The organism is Vitreoscilla filiformis (assembly GCF_002222655.1).
GTDB classification, from domain to species: domain Bacteria; phylum Pseudomonadota; class Gammaproteobacteria; order Burkholderiales; family Burkholderiaceae_C; genus Ideonella; species Ideonella filiformis.
The window spans coordinates 2,527,645-2,542,156 of record NZ_CP022423.1; the positions used below are offsets into that span (position 1 = coordinate 2,527,645).

14 protein-coding genes are annotated in these 14,512 nt (G+C 64.7%); 4 read left to right on the plus strand and 10 right to left on the minus strand.

Annotation, left to right across the window (positions count from 1 at the left end):
* Positions 1–2: 2 nt before the first annotated feature.
* Entirely contained in the window at positions 3–404 is a 402-nt protein-coding gene (locus VITFI_RS17985) for a ComEA family DNA-binding protein (protein ID WP_157725670.1), read from the minus strand.
* 239 nt (positions 405–643) lie between these two features.
* On the opposite strand from VITFI_RS17985, the gene VITFI_RS11900 reads away from it, so the two are divergent.
* From VITFI_RS11900 to gmhB, 3 genes are read left to right on the plus strand one after another with little or no spacing between them, the layout of a single operon-like run.
* Positions 644–1,213 (plus strand): D-sedoheptulose-7-phosphate isomerase, encoded by a 570-nt coding sequence (locus VITFI_RS11900; protein WP_089417144.1) that lies wholly within the window; start codon positions 644–646, stop codon positions 1,211–1,213.
* Positions 1,210–2,169, plus strand: a complete 960-nt coding sequence (gene rfaE1 / locus VITFI_RS11905) for a D-glycero-beta-D-manno-heptose-7-phosphate kinase (protein WP_089417145.1) — start codon at positions 1,210–1,212, stop codon at positions 2,167–2,169. Before VITFI_RS11900 ends, rfaE1 begins: the two co-directional genes overlap by 4 nt.
* On the plus strand, positions 2,166–2,741 hold the full coding sequence (gmhB, locus tag VITFI_RS11910) for a D-glycero-beta-D-manno-heptose 1,7-bisphosphate 7-phosphatase (RefSeq protein WP_198301451.1): 576 nt from the start codon (positions 2,166–2,168) through the stop codon (positions 2,739–2,741). The genes rfaE1 and gmhB overlap by 4 nt, the downstream gene beginning before the upstream one ends.
* Here the strand turns inward: gmhB and VITFI_RS11915 are convergent.
* From VITFI_RS11915 to rfaE2, 5 genes are read right to left on the minus strand one after another with little or no spacing between them, the layout of a single operon-like run.
* Entirely contained in the window at positions 2,724–3,770 is a 1,047-nt protein-coding gene (locus VITFI_RS11915; protein WP_089417146.1) for a glycosyltransferase family 9 protein, read from the minus strand. The two genes, gmhB and VITFI_RS11915, sit on opposite strands and share 18 nt — an antisense overlap.
* Positions 3,771–3,787: 17 nt before the next feature.
* Positions 3,788–4,840 carry a glycosyltransferase family 9 protein gene (locus VITFI_RS11920; RefSeq protein WP_089417147.1) on the minus strand — a complete coding sequence of 351 codons (1,053 nt, stop codon included), beginning with the start codon at positions 4,838–4,840 and terminating at the stop codon, positions 3,788–3,790.
* Positions 4,837–5,901 carry a glycosyltransferase gene (locus VITFI_RS11925; protein WP_232476605.1) on the minus strand — a complete coding sequence of 355 codons (1,065 nt, stop codon included), beginning with the start codon at positions 5,899–5,901 and terminating at the stop codon, positions 4,837–4,839. Before VITFI_RS11925 ends, VITFI_RS11920 begins: the two co-directional genes overlap by 4 nt.
* A 44-nt stretch (positions 5,902–5,945) precedes the next feature.
* Positions 5,946–6,995 (minus strand): glycosyltransferase family 9 protein, encoded by a 1,050-nt coding sequence (locus VITFI_RS11930; RefSeq protein WP_198301453.1) that lies wholly within the window; start codon positions 6,993–6,995, stop codon positions 5,946–5,948.
* Positions 6,992–7,525 (minus strand): D-glycero-beta-D-manno-heptose 1-phosphate adenylyltransferase, encoded by a 534-nt coding sequence (gene rfaE2 / locus VITFI_RS11935; protein ID WP_232476611.1) that lies wholly within the window; start codon positions 7,523–7,525, stop codon positions 6,992–6,994. The genes VITFI_RS11930 and rfaE2 overlap by 4 nt, the downstream gene beginning before the upstream one ends.
* A 92-nt stretch (positions 7,526–7,617) precedes the next feature.
* On the opposite strand from rfaE2, the gene VITFI_RS11940 reads away from it, so the two are divergent.
* A complete protein-coding gene (locus VITFI_RS11940; protein WP_089417150.1) occupies positions 7,618–9,351 on the plus strand; it encodes an ABC transporter transmembrane domain-containing protein in 1,734 nt (577 codons plus the stop codon).
* Between the two features lie 45 nt (positions 9,352–9,396).
* Here the strand turns inward: VITFI_RS11940 and VITFI_RS11945 are convergent, their stop codons facing one another.
* The 4 genes from VITFI_RS11945 to VITFI_RS11960 form a co-directional block, all read right to left on the minus strand.
* Positions 9,397–9,675, minus strand: coding sequence for an integration host factor subunit beta (locus VITFI_RS11945; protein ID WP_089417151.1), 279 nt, complete (start codon positions 9,673–9,675; stop codon positions 9,397–9,399).
* Between the two features lie 14 nt (positions 9,676–9,689).
* Positions 9,690–11,402 (minus strand): 30S ribosomal protein S1, encoded by a 1,713-nt coding sequence (rpsA, locus tag VITFI_RS11950; protein ID WP_089417152.1) that lies wholly within the window; start codon positions 11,400–11,402, stop codon positions 9,690–9,692.
* A 151-nt stretch (positions 11,403–11,553) separates the two neighbouring features.
* The gene (locus VITFI_RS11955; protein WP_089417153.1) at positions 11,554–13,590 is read right to left on the minus strand and encodes a bifunctional 3-phosphoshikimate 1-carboxyvinyltransferase/cytidylate kinase; all 2,037 of its coding nucleotides are present in this window, start codon (positions 13,588–13,590) and stop codon (positions 11,554–11,556) included.
* A gap of 24 nt (positions 13,591–13,614) precedes the next feature.
* Positions 13,615–14,511 carry a prephenate dehydrogenase gene (locus VITFI_RS11960; protein WP_198301454.1) on the minus strand — a complete coding sequence of 299 codons (897 nt, stop codon included), beginning with the start codon at positions 14,509–14,511 and terminating at the stop codon, positions 13,615–13,617.
* Between the last annotated feature and the right edge of the window lies 1 nt (position 14,512).

The following is a 14,512-nucleotide window of genomic DNA, read 5'->3' on the forward strand; positions in this document are numbered from 1 at the left end:
GGTCATTGGCTGGCCGCCCGCGCCACCTGCGGGACTGGCCGCGCAGGGCTGGGAGGTGCCCCTGCCCCTGCTGTGGCTGGCGCGTTGTAGCTGGTGCCGTTGACCGTCAGCCCAGCGCTGGACAGCTTGGCCGCCCGCTTGGCTCCCACGCCCGACGTGCGCTGGATGAAATCACTCCAATCCTTGTAGGGCTGGGTGGCGCGAACACTGATCAATTGCCCGGACAACTGGGGCCCGATGCCCTTGACCATTTCCAGCTCCGCTTGGCTGGCTTTGTTGGCCTCCACCGGCACGGGTGCCGTGGCCACGGCGGGGGCCGGCCCCTTTTGGGCCCACACCGCCAGCGGTGTGAGCACACTCAGCGCAATGGCTACCAAGCCTGTGCGCACAGATGAAAGGGACATCGAATGCGACGCCATGACAATCTCCTGCAATCTGGGTTTCAATCGCGACCACCGCGATCAGCCTTTACGATAGAGGGGAGTGGCGTCAGCGCACATGCTTGCGGCGGGGCAACGTCCTGCGGCGAGAGGAAGGCGCCAAAGTCCGGCTCCTATAATCAAACGCCTGCACCCGACGGCGCGCATCGTCCTGCAACCATTTGATTTCATTGATGTTTATTGCGCGGGAATGTAACCCAACCATGTCTGCTCTGTTTCTCTCCAACCTCGCCGCGCAACGTGAGCTGCTCGGGCAATTGCACACCTTGGCCCCCGATGTGCAGGCTGCGGGTGAGCGCATCGCTCAGGCGCTGCGTGCAGGTGGCAAGCTGCTGCTGTGCGGCAACGGTGGTTCTGCGGCCGATGCGCAGCACATCGCCGCCGAACTGACGGGGCGGTTCATCCAAGAACGCCGCCCGCTGGCCGCCGTGGCCCTGACCACCGACACCTCGGCCCTGACCTGCATCGGCAACGATTACAGCTTCGATGACATCTTCGCCCGCCAGCTCCAAGCCATCGCCCGGCCAGGTGACGTGCTGTTGGCCATTTCCACTTCGGGCAACTCGCGCAACGTGATGCGGGCGGTCGAGGTCGCACGCAGCGAGGGCGTGATCAGCATCGGGTTGCTTGGCCGCGATGGCGGGGCCTTGCGCGCCCTGTGCGACCTCAGTTTGGTGGTGCCCAGCACGGTGACGGCCCGCATCCAAGAATCCCACATTCTCATCGGCCACACGCTGTGCGGTCTGATTGAGCAAGAGTTGGGCTTGGTATGAACACCGCCACGCCCCCCACCCTGCCGCCGCTGCCCGCTGCCACGCAACTGGCGCAAGCCCGGGTGCTGATCGTCGGCGATGTCATGCTGGATCGCTACTGGATCGGTGCGGTGGAACGCATCTCACCCGAAGCCCCGGTGCCCGTGGTGCGCATCACCCAGGTGGATGACCGCCTGGGCGGCGCGGCCAATGTGGCGCGCAACGTGCGCTCGCTCGGAGCGCAAGCCACGTTGTTGACCGTGGTGGGGCAGGACGAGCCGGCCCGGCGGCTGCGCGAATTGTTGGCACAAACCGGCATCCGTGCCGTGCTGGGGGAAGATCCTCAACTGTTCACGGTGGTGAAGCTGCGCGTGATCGGACGCTCCCAGCAATTGCTGCGCGTTGACTTCGAGAACACCCCCGATCACGAGGTATTGGCCCAACTGCTGCACGATTTCGAACGCGAGCTGGCCGCGCACGACGTGGTGGTGTTCTCCGACTACGGCAAGGGTGGCTTGGCCCACATTCCGCAGATGATCACCCTGGCGCGGGCCGCCGGCAAACCGGTGTTGATCGACCCCAAAGGCAGCGACTACACCCGCTACCGAGGCGCCACCCTCATCACCCCAAACCGCAGCGAGCTGGCCCAAGTCACCGGCCCCTGGAGCCACGAGGAGCAGCTCGCTACTTTGGCCAACGCGCTGCGCCAGCGACTGGGTCTCGATCATGTGCTGGTGACGCGCTCGGAGGAAGGCATGTCGCTGTTCACCGCTGAGGGTGCCCAGCATCTGCCGGCGCAGGCGCGGGAGGTGTTCGATGTCACGGGGGCAGGTGACACGGTCATTGCCACCCTGGCCGCCATGATGGCCGCCGGAGCCGATGTGCCCACGGCCATGGCGTGGGCCAACCATGCGGCCAGCATCGTGGTGGGCAAGTTTGGGACGGCGAGTGTGTCTTATGAGGAGCTGTGCGCATGACGGGTTTGCAACGAGCCGCCTTCCTGGATCGAGATGGCGTGATCAACATCGACACCCACTACCTGCACCGCTGGGAAGATTTTGAATACGTGTCCGGCACCGTCGAGGCCATGCGCCGGCTGCACGCGGCGGGATATCGGTTGGTGGTGGTGACGAATCAATCTGGCATCGCCCGGGGTTATTACACCGATGCGGATTTCCAGCAGCTCACCGCTCAGATGTGCGCCGATCTGGCCGCGCAGGGCTGCCCGATCACAGCGGTTTACCACTGCCCACACTTGCCCAACGCCAGCGTGCCCGAGCTGCGCCAAAACTGCGACTGCCGCAAACCGGGCCCCGGCATGATCGTGCGCGCTTGTGCGGAGTGGCACCTCGACCCAGCCACCAGCGTGATGGTGGGCGACAAAGCGTCAGACATCGAAGCTGCTCGCGCTGCTGGCGTCGGCCAAGCCTTCTTGGTCACGTCGGGCCACGCGCTGGACGCCACCGAACGCCAACTCGCCGACGGGGTGTTTGACGATTTGGCGCAGTGCGTGGCGCACCTGCTGGCCGAATCAACCGACGGGCAATAACCCATCCTGCCGCAACCGCTCGGCGATGTGCTCGGGGCGGATCGCCTCCAAGCTGCTGGCGCGCAACATGCGCATCAGCGGATCGTGATCCAACGGCGGGCGCGGCCCCAGCACCACATAACTCGGGCGCTCGCACGCGGCGGCCAGGTTGGCAGCGCCGGTGTCATTGCCGATGCTGGCATCGCAAACGCGCAACGCAGCGGCGCTGCCCATCAGGGTTTCGCGGCACCACACGCGAATGCGTGCGTGCAGAGACTCGGGCAGGCAGTGCTGAATGTCCAGCGCCAGCGACTCTTCACCCGGCCCCCCCAAGATCAGCACACTGCCGCCAGCCTCCATCAGCAAACGCGCCAACTGCATGTAACGCAGCCCGCCCCATTGTTTGATCGGATCGGAGGTGCCAATCACCAGCGCAAACAGCGGGCGCGGTAAATCCGCCAAGCGGGCGCGCGCCTGCTCAACCAGCACCTCGGGCACCCTCACCCGAGGAGGCAGCGGTTGTGAACAAAACCCGTGCGCCATCGACAACGCGGCCACCTCATGAAAAATCGGCACCGCCTTGCCTTCATAGGGGTGGATGTAGGGCGGCTGGTTCAACCAGCACCGCTGCCCCGTGTCGAAACCGTAACCCACACGCTGCGGAATGCGCGCCAGCCACGCCACACTCGCCAGCGTTGCACTCTTGCTGAAAATCACGATGCGATCGAGGTGCAAGGTGCGTAACTCGCGTGCAAACTGGCGCATGCCCTGCCAGCCCGTATGCGTCGCCGTACGTTGCCCACCGCGCAGAGCCCGTCGCTCAAACGCCACCACCCGCTCAACCCACGGTTCATGCGCCAGCAGCTGGTTGGCACACGTTGTCGGCGACGCGATGACGGTGACACGCCCGCCTCGGCTTTGTTCAGCGATTTTTTCGAAAAAGGGCAAATGCCAAATCAGATCCCCAATGCCAAACTCATCGTGCCACACAGCCGTAGAGGGGCGGGTGTCCGACAACGCTGGGGAAGAAGATGCCTTGCGATGAACCATCGTGAAATGTGTGCGAATCAGCGCTGGGCCAACTTGGCCAGCAAGTGAACCGGGAGGCGTTGCATGACCTCAGCCGGCGTGATGGCCGACAAACTCGGCGCGATGAGAAGCTGCATCAATGGATCGTGATCGAGCAGCGGGCGTGGGCCCAGCAACACCAAACTGGGACGATCCAGGGCAGCGGCCAGGTTCGTCATGCCGGTGTCGTTGCCAATGCAGGCATCGACTTGGGCCAAGGTGGCGGCGCTTTGCAACACGGTGTTGTCCACAGCGATGCGCACGGCGGCACGGCGGCAGACGTCCACCTGCTGCACGATGGCCTGGGCCAACGCCGCCTCACCCGGCCCGCCGAGCAAAATCACGCCGGCCCCGCGACGGGCCAGCTCATCAGCGAGCTGACCGAAATTTACCGCCCCCCATTGCTTGAACGGCTCCGAGCTGCCAATCGAGAACGCGAACAGCGGTCGAGGCAAGTCCGCCCAGCGGCTGGCGATGGATTCCACCGCCCCGGCTGGCAACGTCAGCTTCGGCACCACCGGCGCCGCCACAAAACCCTGCGCCACGGCAAACGCGCTGGCGTTTTTGTACACGGACACCGACGGCCCTTGGTAGGGCTGAATGGTCGGGCCCCGCGTCAAAAACGCACGCTGCAAGGCCGAACAGCCGTAGCCCAGGCGTTCCGGAATGCCGGCCCACCAAGCCATCAGCCCCCGGTTGGCGTGATCCGAAAAAATGACGATGCGCTCGAATCGACGCGGACGCAGCTCGCTGCCCATGCGAAAGATGCCCGCCAAGCCCGCATGGCGCCCCGTGCGTCGCTCGGCTTTGCGTGGGCGCCGGTCAAAGTCGATCACTTCGGACACACAGGCTTCGCCGGACAGCAAGTCACGTGCGAAGGTGGTGGGCGAAGCGATCACCGCCACTTGGCCGCCATGGCTTTGTTGCGCCACAGCACGGAAGTACGGCACATGCCAGACCAGATCGCCAATGCCCACGAACTGGTGCAGCACCACGGTGCGCGGGCGGGTGTCGGCGGTGCTGGAGACAGCGGAACGGTCAGATGCGGTCATGACGCCACCAAAGCGCGGTAAACAGCCAAATTACCCGCCACCATGGCGGGGATGGAAAACTGGGTCAACACCCGCTCGCGTCCGGCCTGGCCATAGCGGTGGCGCAGTTCGGCGGAGTGGAGCAGGCGTTGCAAATGGCCTGCCAGCGCGGGCACGTCCCCGGGGGTGATGAGTTCCCCCGTCACACCGGGCACCACGATTTCAGGAATCCCGCCAGCCCGGCCCGCCACGATGGGCACACCACACGCCGCCGCTTGCAGCAGCGCCACGCCCAGCCCTTCCATGGAAGCGGGATGTGCCAGCACATCCAGGCCCGGCAGCCAGCGCATCAGATCGGCGCGAAAACCGGGCAAACTCACATGCTGGCGCAGCAAGGCATCGGCCGCCACTTGCTGGCGCAGTGGCTCCAACAGCGGCCCCTGCCCAAACAGCAGCACCCGCACCGAAGGATGCTGGGCGATGACCTGCGGCAACGCCTGCAACAGCGTGCGATGCCCCTTGCGTTCGATGAACTGCGCGGCCATGCCGATCACCAGAGCGTCGTCCGGCAAAGCGAACTCGGCTCGCAACGCGGCGGCAGCGCGGGGGTCGGGTTGGTAAGCCTGGGTGTCCACCGCGCTGGGCACGCAAATCACCTGCTCAGCCGGCACGCCTTCGGACAGCAACACCTGGCGGATGCCTTGCGAAATCGTCACCACCCGGTTCGGCCAGCGGTACTTGCGCTGGGCCCACCAGGCGGGCTCGGGGTTGTCCACGCGGCGACTCAGCACGACAGGCACGCCCGCCAAACGCCCCGCCCAGGTACCCCACACATCACAGCCTCGGCGGCTGTGCAAGTGCAGCACGTCCGGGCGCCATTGGCGGATCAACTGGCGCAAGCGCCACACCAAGCCCACATCGGCATCGCCCTTCATGACGAGCGGGGCCACGGCCACGCCCCGGCGACGCGCCTCATCCCCCACCGCGCTGCCTGGCGAACAGGCCAGCAAGCTGGTCACGCCATGCGCCGCCAGCCCTTCGGTGAGGAAACACACTTGCAAAGCGCCCCCATACAAGTGCATGCCCGCCTCAACATGGAGCACTTTAAGATTTGCTGTGCGGGATGTCATGCCAACACCTCCATTTGGCGCTGCGCGGCGGCCAGCACGTCGGCGGGCTGCCAGTCGCGCATGCAATCGAAACGACCGCCGCACGTCGGATGACGGCGGCACGGTGAACAGGCTCGGGGGGTGTACAGCACTTCAAAGCCAGGTACACCGGCGTCACGGTACGGCACGGTCGAACCAAAAATCGCCACCGTGGGGCGTTGCAAAGCGGCCCCCATGTGGGTCAGGCCGGTGTCCACGCCCAGCAGCACGCGGGCGTCGGCCACGGTGGCCACGGTTTCATCCAGCGCCAGCCGACCCGCCAAATTGACCATCCCCGGACACGCCGCCGCGATGCGCTGCGCTGCTGCGCCATCCGCTGGCCCGCCCAACAGCACCGGCGTGAGCCCTTGACGCAGCAAGGCCGCACCGACCTCCGCCCAACCCGCTTCCACCCAATGTTTTTGCGGCCGGGTGGTGAACGGCGCCAGCGCTGCAAACGCCTGCCCGGCGGCCACGCCATGCGCCTGGCGCGTGGCACGCGCCTGGGCTTGGGCCGTGGCACCGAGGGCCAACTCTTGGCGAAAACTACCTTCAGGCGCCCCCAGCCACTCGGCCAGCCAGCGGTATTCCTGCCCCATGCGCACCGGCCCTGTGCTGGTGCCAGGCTCGACGCATTCGTGCATCAACCAGCGGCTGCCCTCACGCGAGCGCAGCCCGATGCGTCGAGGTGCCCCCGTGAACCCAGCCAACACGCCGCTTTTGAGCAGCCCTTGAGCATCCAGCACCAGGTCGAAACGCCGCGCACGCAGCTCGGCCCGAAAGGCCCGCACCTGGCGCCACAACTCGCCCCAGCGCCGCTCGCGCCACAACTGCTGCCACTGGCTGCGCCGCCACACAATCACCTCGGCCAAACCGGTGTGATGGCGCAACAGCGGCTCGGCCATGGGTTCGGTCAACCAACTGATTTGTGCCCCGGGGAAACGCGCCCGCAACGCTGGCAACAACCCGGAGGCCATCACCACATCGCCAATCGCGCTCAAGCGAACGATGAGGATGCGCTGCGTCACGACGGATCGGCCGCCGAACGACCGGCTTCGATACGCCGAACCAATTGGGTGGTCGAATACCCGCTTTGGAACGGCAACGCCAGCGAATGACCGCCCCAGGAACGCACCAGGCGGGTTTCTTCGAGCGTTTCCATGTCGTAGTCACCACCCTTGACGTAGATGTCGGGGCGCAACTCGTCGATCAGCGCAACGGGCGTGTCTTCGTCAAAAAACGTCACCGCATCGACGCAGGCCAGGCCCGCCAGCACATACGCCCGATCCGCTTGGCGATTCAACGGGCGCTCCGGGCCCTTGCCCAAACGCCGGGCAGAAGCATCGGTGTTGATCGCCACCAGCAGCGCCGCCCCCAGTTGGCGGGCCGCGTACAGGTAGTGAACGTGGCCGGTGTGCAGCAGATCGAACACCCCATTGGTGAACACCAGAGGTCGGGGCAGTTGATTGCGCCAGCGCCGCAGGGCGTCACGCTCGAAAATTTTGGTCTGCGGATCCGGGCAGCCGTCCGGGCGGGGAAAAGAGAAAGAAGCAGTCACGGCAAGCATCAAGCCGACAAAGGCCAGAAAAGGCAGCGGCGGACTATACCGCCCAGCGGCGAAAATGGCGGGCTGTTCTGCGTCCTGCCTCCATGTACAAAACTTTCCAACGCCTTTTGGTCTACGTGCGGCCGTACCGCGCGGGCGTGCTGATGTCCATCTTGTGCTACATCGCCGCTGCGGCCACCGAACCCGCCATCCCCGCCCTGCTCAAGCTCATGCTGGACAGCGGCTTCAACCCCCAAATCGCTTTCCCGCTCTGGATGGTGCCCGTCGCCTTGGTGCTGCTGTTCCTGTTGCGCGGGCTGTTCGGTTTCTCTGGCCAGTATTTGCTGCAATGGTCGGTGTCCAAAGCGGCGCTGTTGTGGCGCAAAGATTTGGTGAGCGCCTTGATCCGGGCGGACGCTTCGCTGTACCAGCGCATGTCCCCTGGCACTGCGGTGTCCAAGGTGATTTCCGATCCGAACAGCGCGTTGAGTTTGCTGTCCGGCGCCATGGTGACGGCTCTGCGCGACGGCCTGACCGCCATCTTCATGCTGGGTTACTTGCTCTATTTGAATTGGCAACTGACCCTGCTGTCCATGACCACGGTGCCGCTGCTGGGCTACGTGACGCGGCGCATCCACCGCCGCCTCAAGCGCGTGGGCACGCAAACCTACGAAACCCAGCTTCGCTTGGTGAATGTGGTCGATGACATCGCCCGGGCTTGGCGCGTGGTGCGCACCTTCGATGCGGCGGCCTTCGAGCAGCAGCGCTTTGCCCGCGAAGCCGAACGACTGCGCAGCGTGACAATGAAGACGGTGGCGGCCAGCGCACTGATGTCCCCGGCTTCGCAACTGGTGTCCAGCCTGGGCTTGGCGGGCATCTTGACCCTGGCGATCGTGCAAGCCCGGCAAGATGCCTCCACGGTGGCGGACTTTGTGGCCTACATCACGGCGTTGCTGCTCATGGTGTCGCGCATGCGGCATCTGACGGAGTTGACGCAGCCCGTGGTCAATGGGCTGATCACCGCCCAGGGGTGTTTTTCGCTCATGGACGAACCCCCCGAAGTGGACACGGGCACGGTCGAACTCAGCACTTGCCGGGGAGAAGTCCGTTTTGAAGGCGTGACCGTTCGGTATGCGGCGGACGCGCCGCCAGCTTTGCATCAATTAGACCTGTCCATCCCGGCAGGGCACAGCGCCGCGTTGGTCGGTTCCTCGGGCTCTGGCAAAACCACCCTGACGAATGTGCTGCTGGGTTTTGCCACGCCGCAAGAAGGCCGGGTGCTGATCGACGGCATCGACATCCGCGACATCCGCAAATCTTCGCTGCGCCAGCACTGCGCCGTGGTTTCACAAGACATCGTGCTGTTCGACGGCACGTTGGCCGACAACGTCATCTACGCCGCTCCGCCCGACTTGGTGCGCGTCGAACAATGCCTGCGAGCGGCCAATCTGTGGGACTACGTCCAGTCCCAACCAGCGGGGCTGGACACGCTCATCGGCACCAACGGCAGCAAACTCTCCGGCGGACAGCGCCAGCGTCTGGCCATCGCCCGGGCGCTGTACAAGAACGCTTCCATTTGGATTTTGGACGAGGCCACGTCGGCGCTGGATGTGGCGTCCGAGCGCGTGGTGCAAGAGTCGCTGGCGACGATGCAACAAGGGCGCACCCTGATCGTCGTGGCGCACCGCTTGAGCACGGTGCGCGATCTGGACACGATTTTTGTCCTCGGCGACGGCCATCTGCTGGAACAAGGCTCACACGCCGAATTGGTGCAAGCCCAAGGCACTTACGCCGCCATGGTGCGCGCGCAGCGGGACGGCGCGGCCACGCTGGCATGAAAAAAGCCCCTCACGGGGCTTTTTTCATGGGCGTCTCACAACGCTTCAGGCGTCCACACCTTCACGCAAGGCTTTGCCCGGCTTGAAGTGGGGCACCCGCTTTTCGGGGATGTCCACCTGCGCCCCGCTGCGGGGATTGCGCCCCACACGCGGTGGCCGGTGGCTGATCGAAAAGCTGCCAAACCCCCGGATCTCGATGCGATGCCCCAGCGCCAAGGCTTCCGCCATGGCGTCGAGCACGGTTTTGACGGCCAGCTCGGTATCCCGCTGCGTGAGCTGCGGGAAACGTTCGGCTAATCGCACGGCGAGGTCGGAGCGGGTCATGGCAGCTCAGGCGATCAGTTGTTGCCCGCGTCCAGCTTGGCGCGCAGCAGGGCGCCCAGGCTGGTGGTGCCAGCGTTTTCGCGCTCGTTCGATTGCGACAGGCGCTGCATGGCTTCTTGCTGGTCGGCTTGATCCTTGGCCTTGATCGACAACTGGATGTTGCGGGCCTTGCGGTCCACGTTGACGATCATGACGCTCAGCTCGTCGCCTTCCTTCAGCACGTTGCGAGCGTCTTCGACGCGGTCGCGGCTGATTTCGGAAGCGCGCAGGTAACCGGTGACGTCGTCAGCCAGTTGCACTTCAGCGCCACGCGGATCCACGGTCTTGACGGTGCCGTTGACGATCGAGCCACGGTCATTGACCGAGGTGAAGTTGGCAAACGGGTCGCCATCCAACTGCTTGATGCCCAGGGAGATGCGCTCGCGCTCGACGTCGATGCCCAACACGATGGCTTCGACTTCTTGGCCCTTCTTGTAGTTGCGAACGGCGGCTTCGCCCGGCTCGTTCCACGACAGGTCGGACAGATGCACCAGGCCGTCGATACCAGCGGCCAGACCCACGAACACGCCGAAGTCGGTGATCGACTTGATGGGGCCCTTGACGCGGTCGCCACGCTTGACGCTCGACGAGAACTCTTCCCACGGGTTGGCGCGGCATTGCTTCATGCCCAGCGAGATGCGACGCTTGTCTTCGTCGATCTCCAACACCATCACTTCGACTTCTTCGCCCAGGGTCACAACCTTGGTCGGAGCGACGTTCTTGTTGGTCCAGTCCATTTCGGAGACGTGAACCAGACCTTCGATGCCCGGTTCGATCTCGACGAATGCACCGTAGTCGGCGATGTTGGTCACCTTGCCGAACAGACGGGTGCTGGTCGGGTAGCGGCGAGCCACGCCCATCCACGGATCGTCGCCCAGTTGCTTGATGCCCAGCGAGACGCGGTTCTTCTCGGCGTCGAACTTCAGAACCTTGGCGGTCAGCTCTTGGCCCACGGTCACCACTTCGCTCGGGTGACGCACGCGACGCCATGCCATGTCGGTGATGTGCAGCAGGCCGTCAATGCCGCCCAGATCCACGAACGCACCGTATTCGGTGATGTTCTTGACCACGCCGTTGACGATGGCACCTTCGTGCAGGGTTTCGAGCAGCTTGGCGCGCTCTTCGCCCATCGAGGCTTCCACCACAGCGCGGCGCGACAGCACCACGTTGTTGCGCTTGCGATCAAGCTTGATGACCTTGAATTCCATGGTCTTGCCCTCGAACGGCGACATGTCCTTGACAGGACGCGTGTCGAGCAGCGAGCCAGGCAGGAAGGCGCGGATGCCGTTGACCAGCACGGTCAGGCCGCCCTTGACCTTGCCAGAAACGGTACCGGTCACGAAGTCGCCCGATTCCAGGGCGTTTTCCAGCGACAGCCACGAGGCCAGGCGCTTGGCCTTGTCGCGCGACAGGATGGTGTCGCCGTAGCCGTTTTCGACAGCGTCGATGGCCACCGACACGAAATCGCCAACTTGGACTTCGACTTCGCCTTGGTCGTTCTTGAACTCGTCGATGGGCACGTAGGCTTCGCTCTTGAGGCCAGCATTGACCACGACGAAGCTGTGGTCGATGCGCACGACTTCAGCGGTGATGACTTCGCCAGCGCGCATTTCAGCGCGTTGCAGCGATTCTTCGAACAGAGCGGCGAACGATTCGACGCCAAAGTCGGCGACTTGGGATTGGGACATGGAGTTTCCTGAAAACCAGCCAGATCGGACTGGGGTGGATGCAGTGCGGAGGGCACCGCAGGGGTTGAGGTTGAAGAGATCACCGCCTTCGAAGGTGCTGCGCACCAGGAGGGCAAAGGCGGTGGGCCCGTGACGTCAGTGCCGAACCGCTTCAGCGCTGACGGGGGGTGCCTGGCTGCCACCAGCTCAGCACTTGTGCCACCGAGTCTTCGATGGAGAGTTCTGAGTTGTCCAGCAGATGGGCATCCTTGGCTGGTTTGAGGGGCGCGACGCTGCGGTTTTGATCCCGGTCGTCGCGTGCCCGCAAATCGGCGCAAAGACTGTCAATACTAGCTTCAACGCCACGCGAAAGCAATTGCTTATGCCGCCGCTGCGCCCGCTCCTCGGCGGAAGCCGTCAGAAAGACCTTGAGCGCTGCGTCGGGAAAGACGACTGTGCCCATGTCGCGGCCATCGGCCACCAAACCGGGCAGGCGCCGGAAGCTCAGTTGCAAAGCATGCAGCGCCTGGCGCACCGGCGGGTGGGCCGACACTTTGGAAGCCAGTCCACCGGTGGACTCCAAGCGCAGGGGGTCGGTGATGTCCTGTCCGGCCAGCCAAACCGTGTCGCCGTCAAACCGCAGCGCCATGGTAGCCGCGACGGCCGCGACGGCCTCGCCATCGTCCAATGGCACACCGGCTTCTTGGGCCGCCAGCGCGGTGGCACGGTAGAGCGCGCCCGAATCCAGCAGGTGATAACCCAAGCGCTGCGCCAACTGCGACGCCAAGGTACCCTTGCCCGACGCGGTGGGGCCATCGACCGCCAGCACCGGCACCGCCCCCGGCAGAGCTTCGACGCAATCGAATAACGCCTCGAAGTAATCCGGGAAGGTTTTGGCCACGCACTTCGGGTCTTCGATGCGCACCATCCGACCGGGCTGCTCACCCGGCTCGCCCACCAAGGGGTGGAACGCCGCCAGCGACAGGCACATGGCCATGCGGTGATCGTCGTAAGTGTGGATGCTCGCGGCTTGCCACTGTCCGGCTGGCAAGGGCTGAATTTCGATGAAATCAGTGCCCTCCTCCACCGTCGCGCCCAGTTTGCGCAACTCGGTGGCCATGGCGGCGATGCGGTCGGTTTCCTTGACGCGCCAACTGGCGATGTTGGTCAGGCGCGTGGGAGCGTCGGCATACAGCGCCATCACCGCCAGCGTCATCGCTGCGTCGGGGATGTGGTTGCAATCCAGGGTCAGGCCCTTCAGCGGCCAGGTGCCTCGACGTACCTCCAGCCACCCTGGGCCACCCACCACCTGAGCGCCCATGGCTTGGGCCGCTTCGACAAAACGGATGTCGCCTTGAATGGCATCCAGCCCCACGCCTTCGATGCGCACCGGCTGCTCCACCCCGGCGATCGCCCCCAACGCCACGAAGTAGGACGCCGACGAGGCATCCCCTTCCACATGGATGGCGCCCGGCGTGCGATAGCTACTGCCTTGCGGCAAGGTGAAACGCTGCCAGCCCTCGCGCTGCACGGCGATGCCAAAACGCGCCAGCAGCTCCAGCGTGATGTGGATGTAAGGCTTGGAGATCAGCTCACCCACCACCTCGATGGTGACGGGGCCTTGAGCCGTCACCAGGGGCAAAGCCAGCAACAACGCCGTCAGGAATTGGCTGGACACATCGCCGCGCACGCGGATCGGCTCGGCGGTGTGCAAAGCGTGCAAACCGCCATCCCCGACGCGCAACGGCGGATACCCCGGTTGGCCCAAATCGGCCACTGGGCAGCCCAACTGGCGCAGCGCGGTCACCAAATCGCCGATCGGGCGCTCGTGCATGCGCGCCACACCAGACAGCTCAAACGCCCCACCTTGGGTAGACGCCAACACCGCCAACGCTGCCGTGAGCGGACGCATGGCCGTGCCCGCGTTGCCCAAGAACAACTGAGCCTCCCGCGTGGCCAGTTGTCCACCCAAACCGGTGACGTGCAGCACACCGGCTTCGTCGCGGCGCAGGCCGCAGCCCAGGGCTTCCAGGGCCGCGAGCATCACGCGGGTGTCGTCGGAATCGAGCAGATCGTGGACGGCTGTGGTGCCTTGCGCCAAACCGGCCAGCAACAACACGCGGTTGGAAATGCTCTTGGAGCCGGGCAAGCGCACCGTGCCCGCAGCCCGCCGCAGCGGCGGCAGGTCAAGAAAAGCGGTCGAAAACATGCGTGCGAAAAACGTGCGAAAAAATCAGGCTTTGGTGCGCGGCGTCGAACCCAAGCGCCATTGGCTGCGGGCCTGCGACACCCCCCGAACCAGGGCTTCCAGCGCTTCGCCACGGCATTCGCGCAGAGCTTGCTCCAGGGCCCCCAATGCGCCCCGGAAGCGCTGCGACTGCTTGAGCACTTCCTCGCGGTTGGCGATCAGGATGTCTTTCCAAACCGTCGGGTCGCTGGCCGCGATGCGGGTGAAGTCGCGGAAACCTGGGCCGGCCAGCGCCAAAAAGTCATCGCTGGCTTTTTGCTGCAAGATGCCTGCAAAGTACGCAAACGCCACCAAATGCGGCAGGTGGCTCACGGCGGCGAACGCTTCGTCGTGGGCTTCTGGCGTCATCACGGTGACGTGGCACCCCAGACCCTTCCACAGCGCATGGGCCTTCTCCACCATCTGCGGTGAATTTTGCGGAATCGGTGTCAGGATCACTTGCCGATCACGGTAGAGCTGCCCATCGGCGTGCTGAATACCCGCCAACTCTTTACCGGCAATCGGATGCGCCGGAATGAAGGATTCGACCCGATCCTTGAGCACCCGGCGCGCCGCGTCGATCACATCGCGCTTGGTGCTGCCCACGTCCATGAACAGGACGTTGGGGTTGACCAAATGGCGAATCGCTCGAAACGTGCCTTCAGAAGCGGAAACAGGCACGGCCATCAGCACGACGTCCGAACCGGACACAGCCAACAGCGCCGATTCGGCTGCTTGGTCGATCACGCCCATCTGCTTGGCGCGTTCGGTGGTCGAGGGCGACTTGCTGTAGCCGATGATGCGCTCGACCAGACCCGCTTGGCGCATGGCGATGGCAAACGAGCCACCCATCAGGCCACAGCCGATCAGTCCGAGTTGCTTGAACATGGGGGGATTACGCATG

Excerpts from the sequence above, each read along its gene's own strand:
- VITFI_RS17985 (WP_157725670.1), bottom strand. The coding sequence starts at position 404 with ATGTCCCTTTCATCTGTGCGCACAGGCTTGGTAGCCATTGCGCTGAGT.
- VITFI_RS11900 (WP_089417144.1), top strand. The coding sequence starts at position 644 with ATGTCTGCTCTGTTTCTCTCCAACCTCGCCGCGCAACGTGAGCTGCTC.
- rfaE1 (WP_089417145.1), top strand. The coding sequence starts at position 1,210 with ATGAACACCGCCACGCCCCCCACCCTGCCGCCGCTGCCCGCTGCCACG.
- gmhB (WP_198301451.1), top strand. The coding sequence starts at position 2,166 with ATGACGGGTTTGCAACGAGCCGCCTTCCTGGATCGAGATGGCGTGATC.
- VITFI_RS11915 (WP_089417146.1), bottom strand. The coding sequence starts at position 3,770 with ATGGTTCATCGCAAGGCATCTTCTTCCCCAGCGTTGTCGGACACCCGC.
- VITFI_RS11920 (WP_089417147.1), bottom strand. The coding sequence starts at position 4,840 with ATGACCGCATCTGACCGTTCCGCTGTCTCCAGCACCGCCGACACCCGC.
- VITFI_RS11925 (WP_232476605.1), bottom strand. The coding sequence starts at position 5,901 with ATGCACTTGTATGGGGGCGCTTTGCAAGTGTGTTTCCTCACCGAAGGG.
- VITFI_RS11940 (WP_089417150.1), top strand. The coding sequence starts at position 7,618 with ATGTACAAAACTTTCCAACGCCTTTTGGTCTACGTGCGGCCGTACCGC.
- VITFI_RS11945 (WP_089417151.1), bottom strand. The coding sequence starts at position 9,675 with ATGACCCGCTCCGACCTCGCCGTGCGATTAGCCGAACGTTTCCCGCAG.
- rpsA (WP_089417152.1), bottom strand. The coding sequence starts at position 11,402 with ATGTCCCAATCCCAAGTCGCCGACTTTGGCGTCGAATCGTTCGCCGCT.
- VITFI_RS11955 (WP_089417153.1), bottom strand. The coding sequence starts at position 13,590 with ATGTTTTCGACCGCTTTTCTTGACCTGCCGCCGCTGCGGCGGGCTGCG.
- VITFI_RS11960 (WP_198301454.1), bottom strand. The coding sequence starts at position 14,511 with ATGCGTAATCCCCCCATGTTCAAGCAACTCGGACTGATCGGCTGTGGC.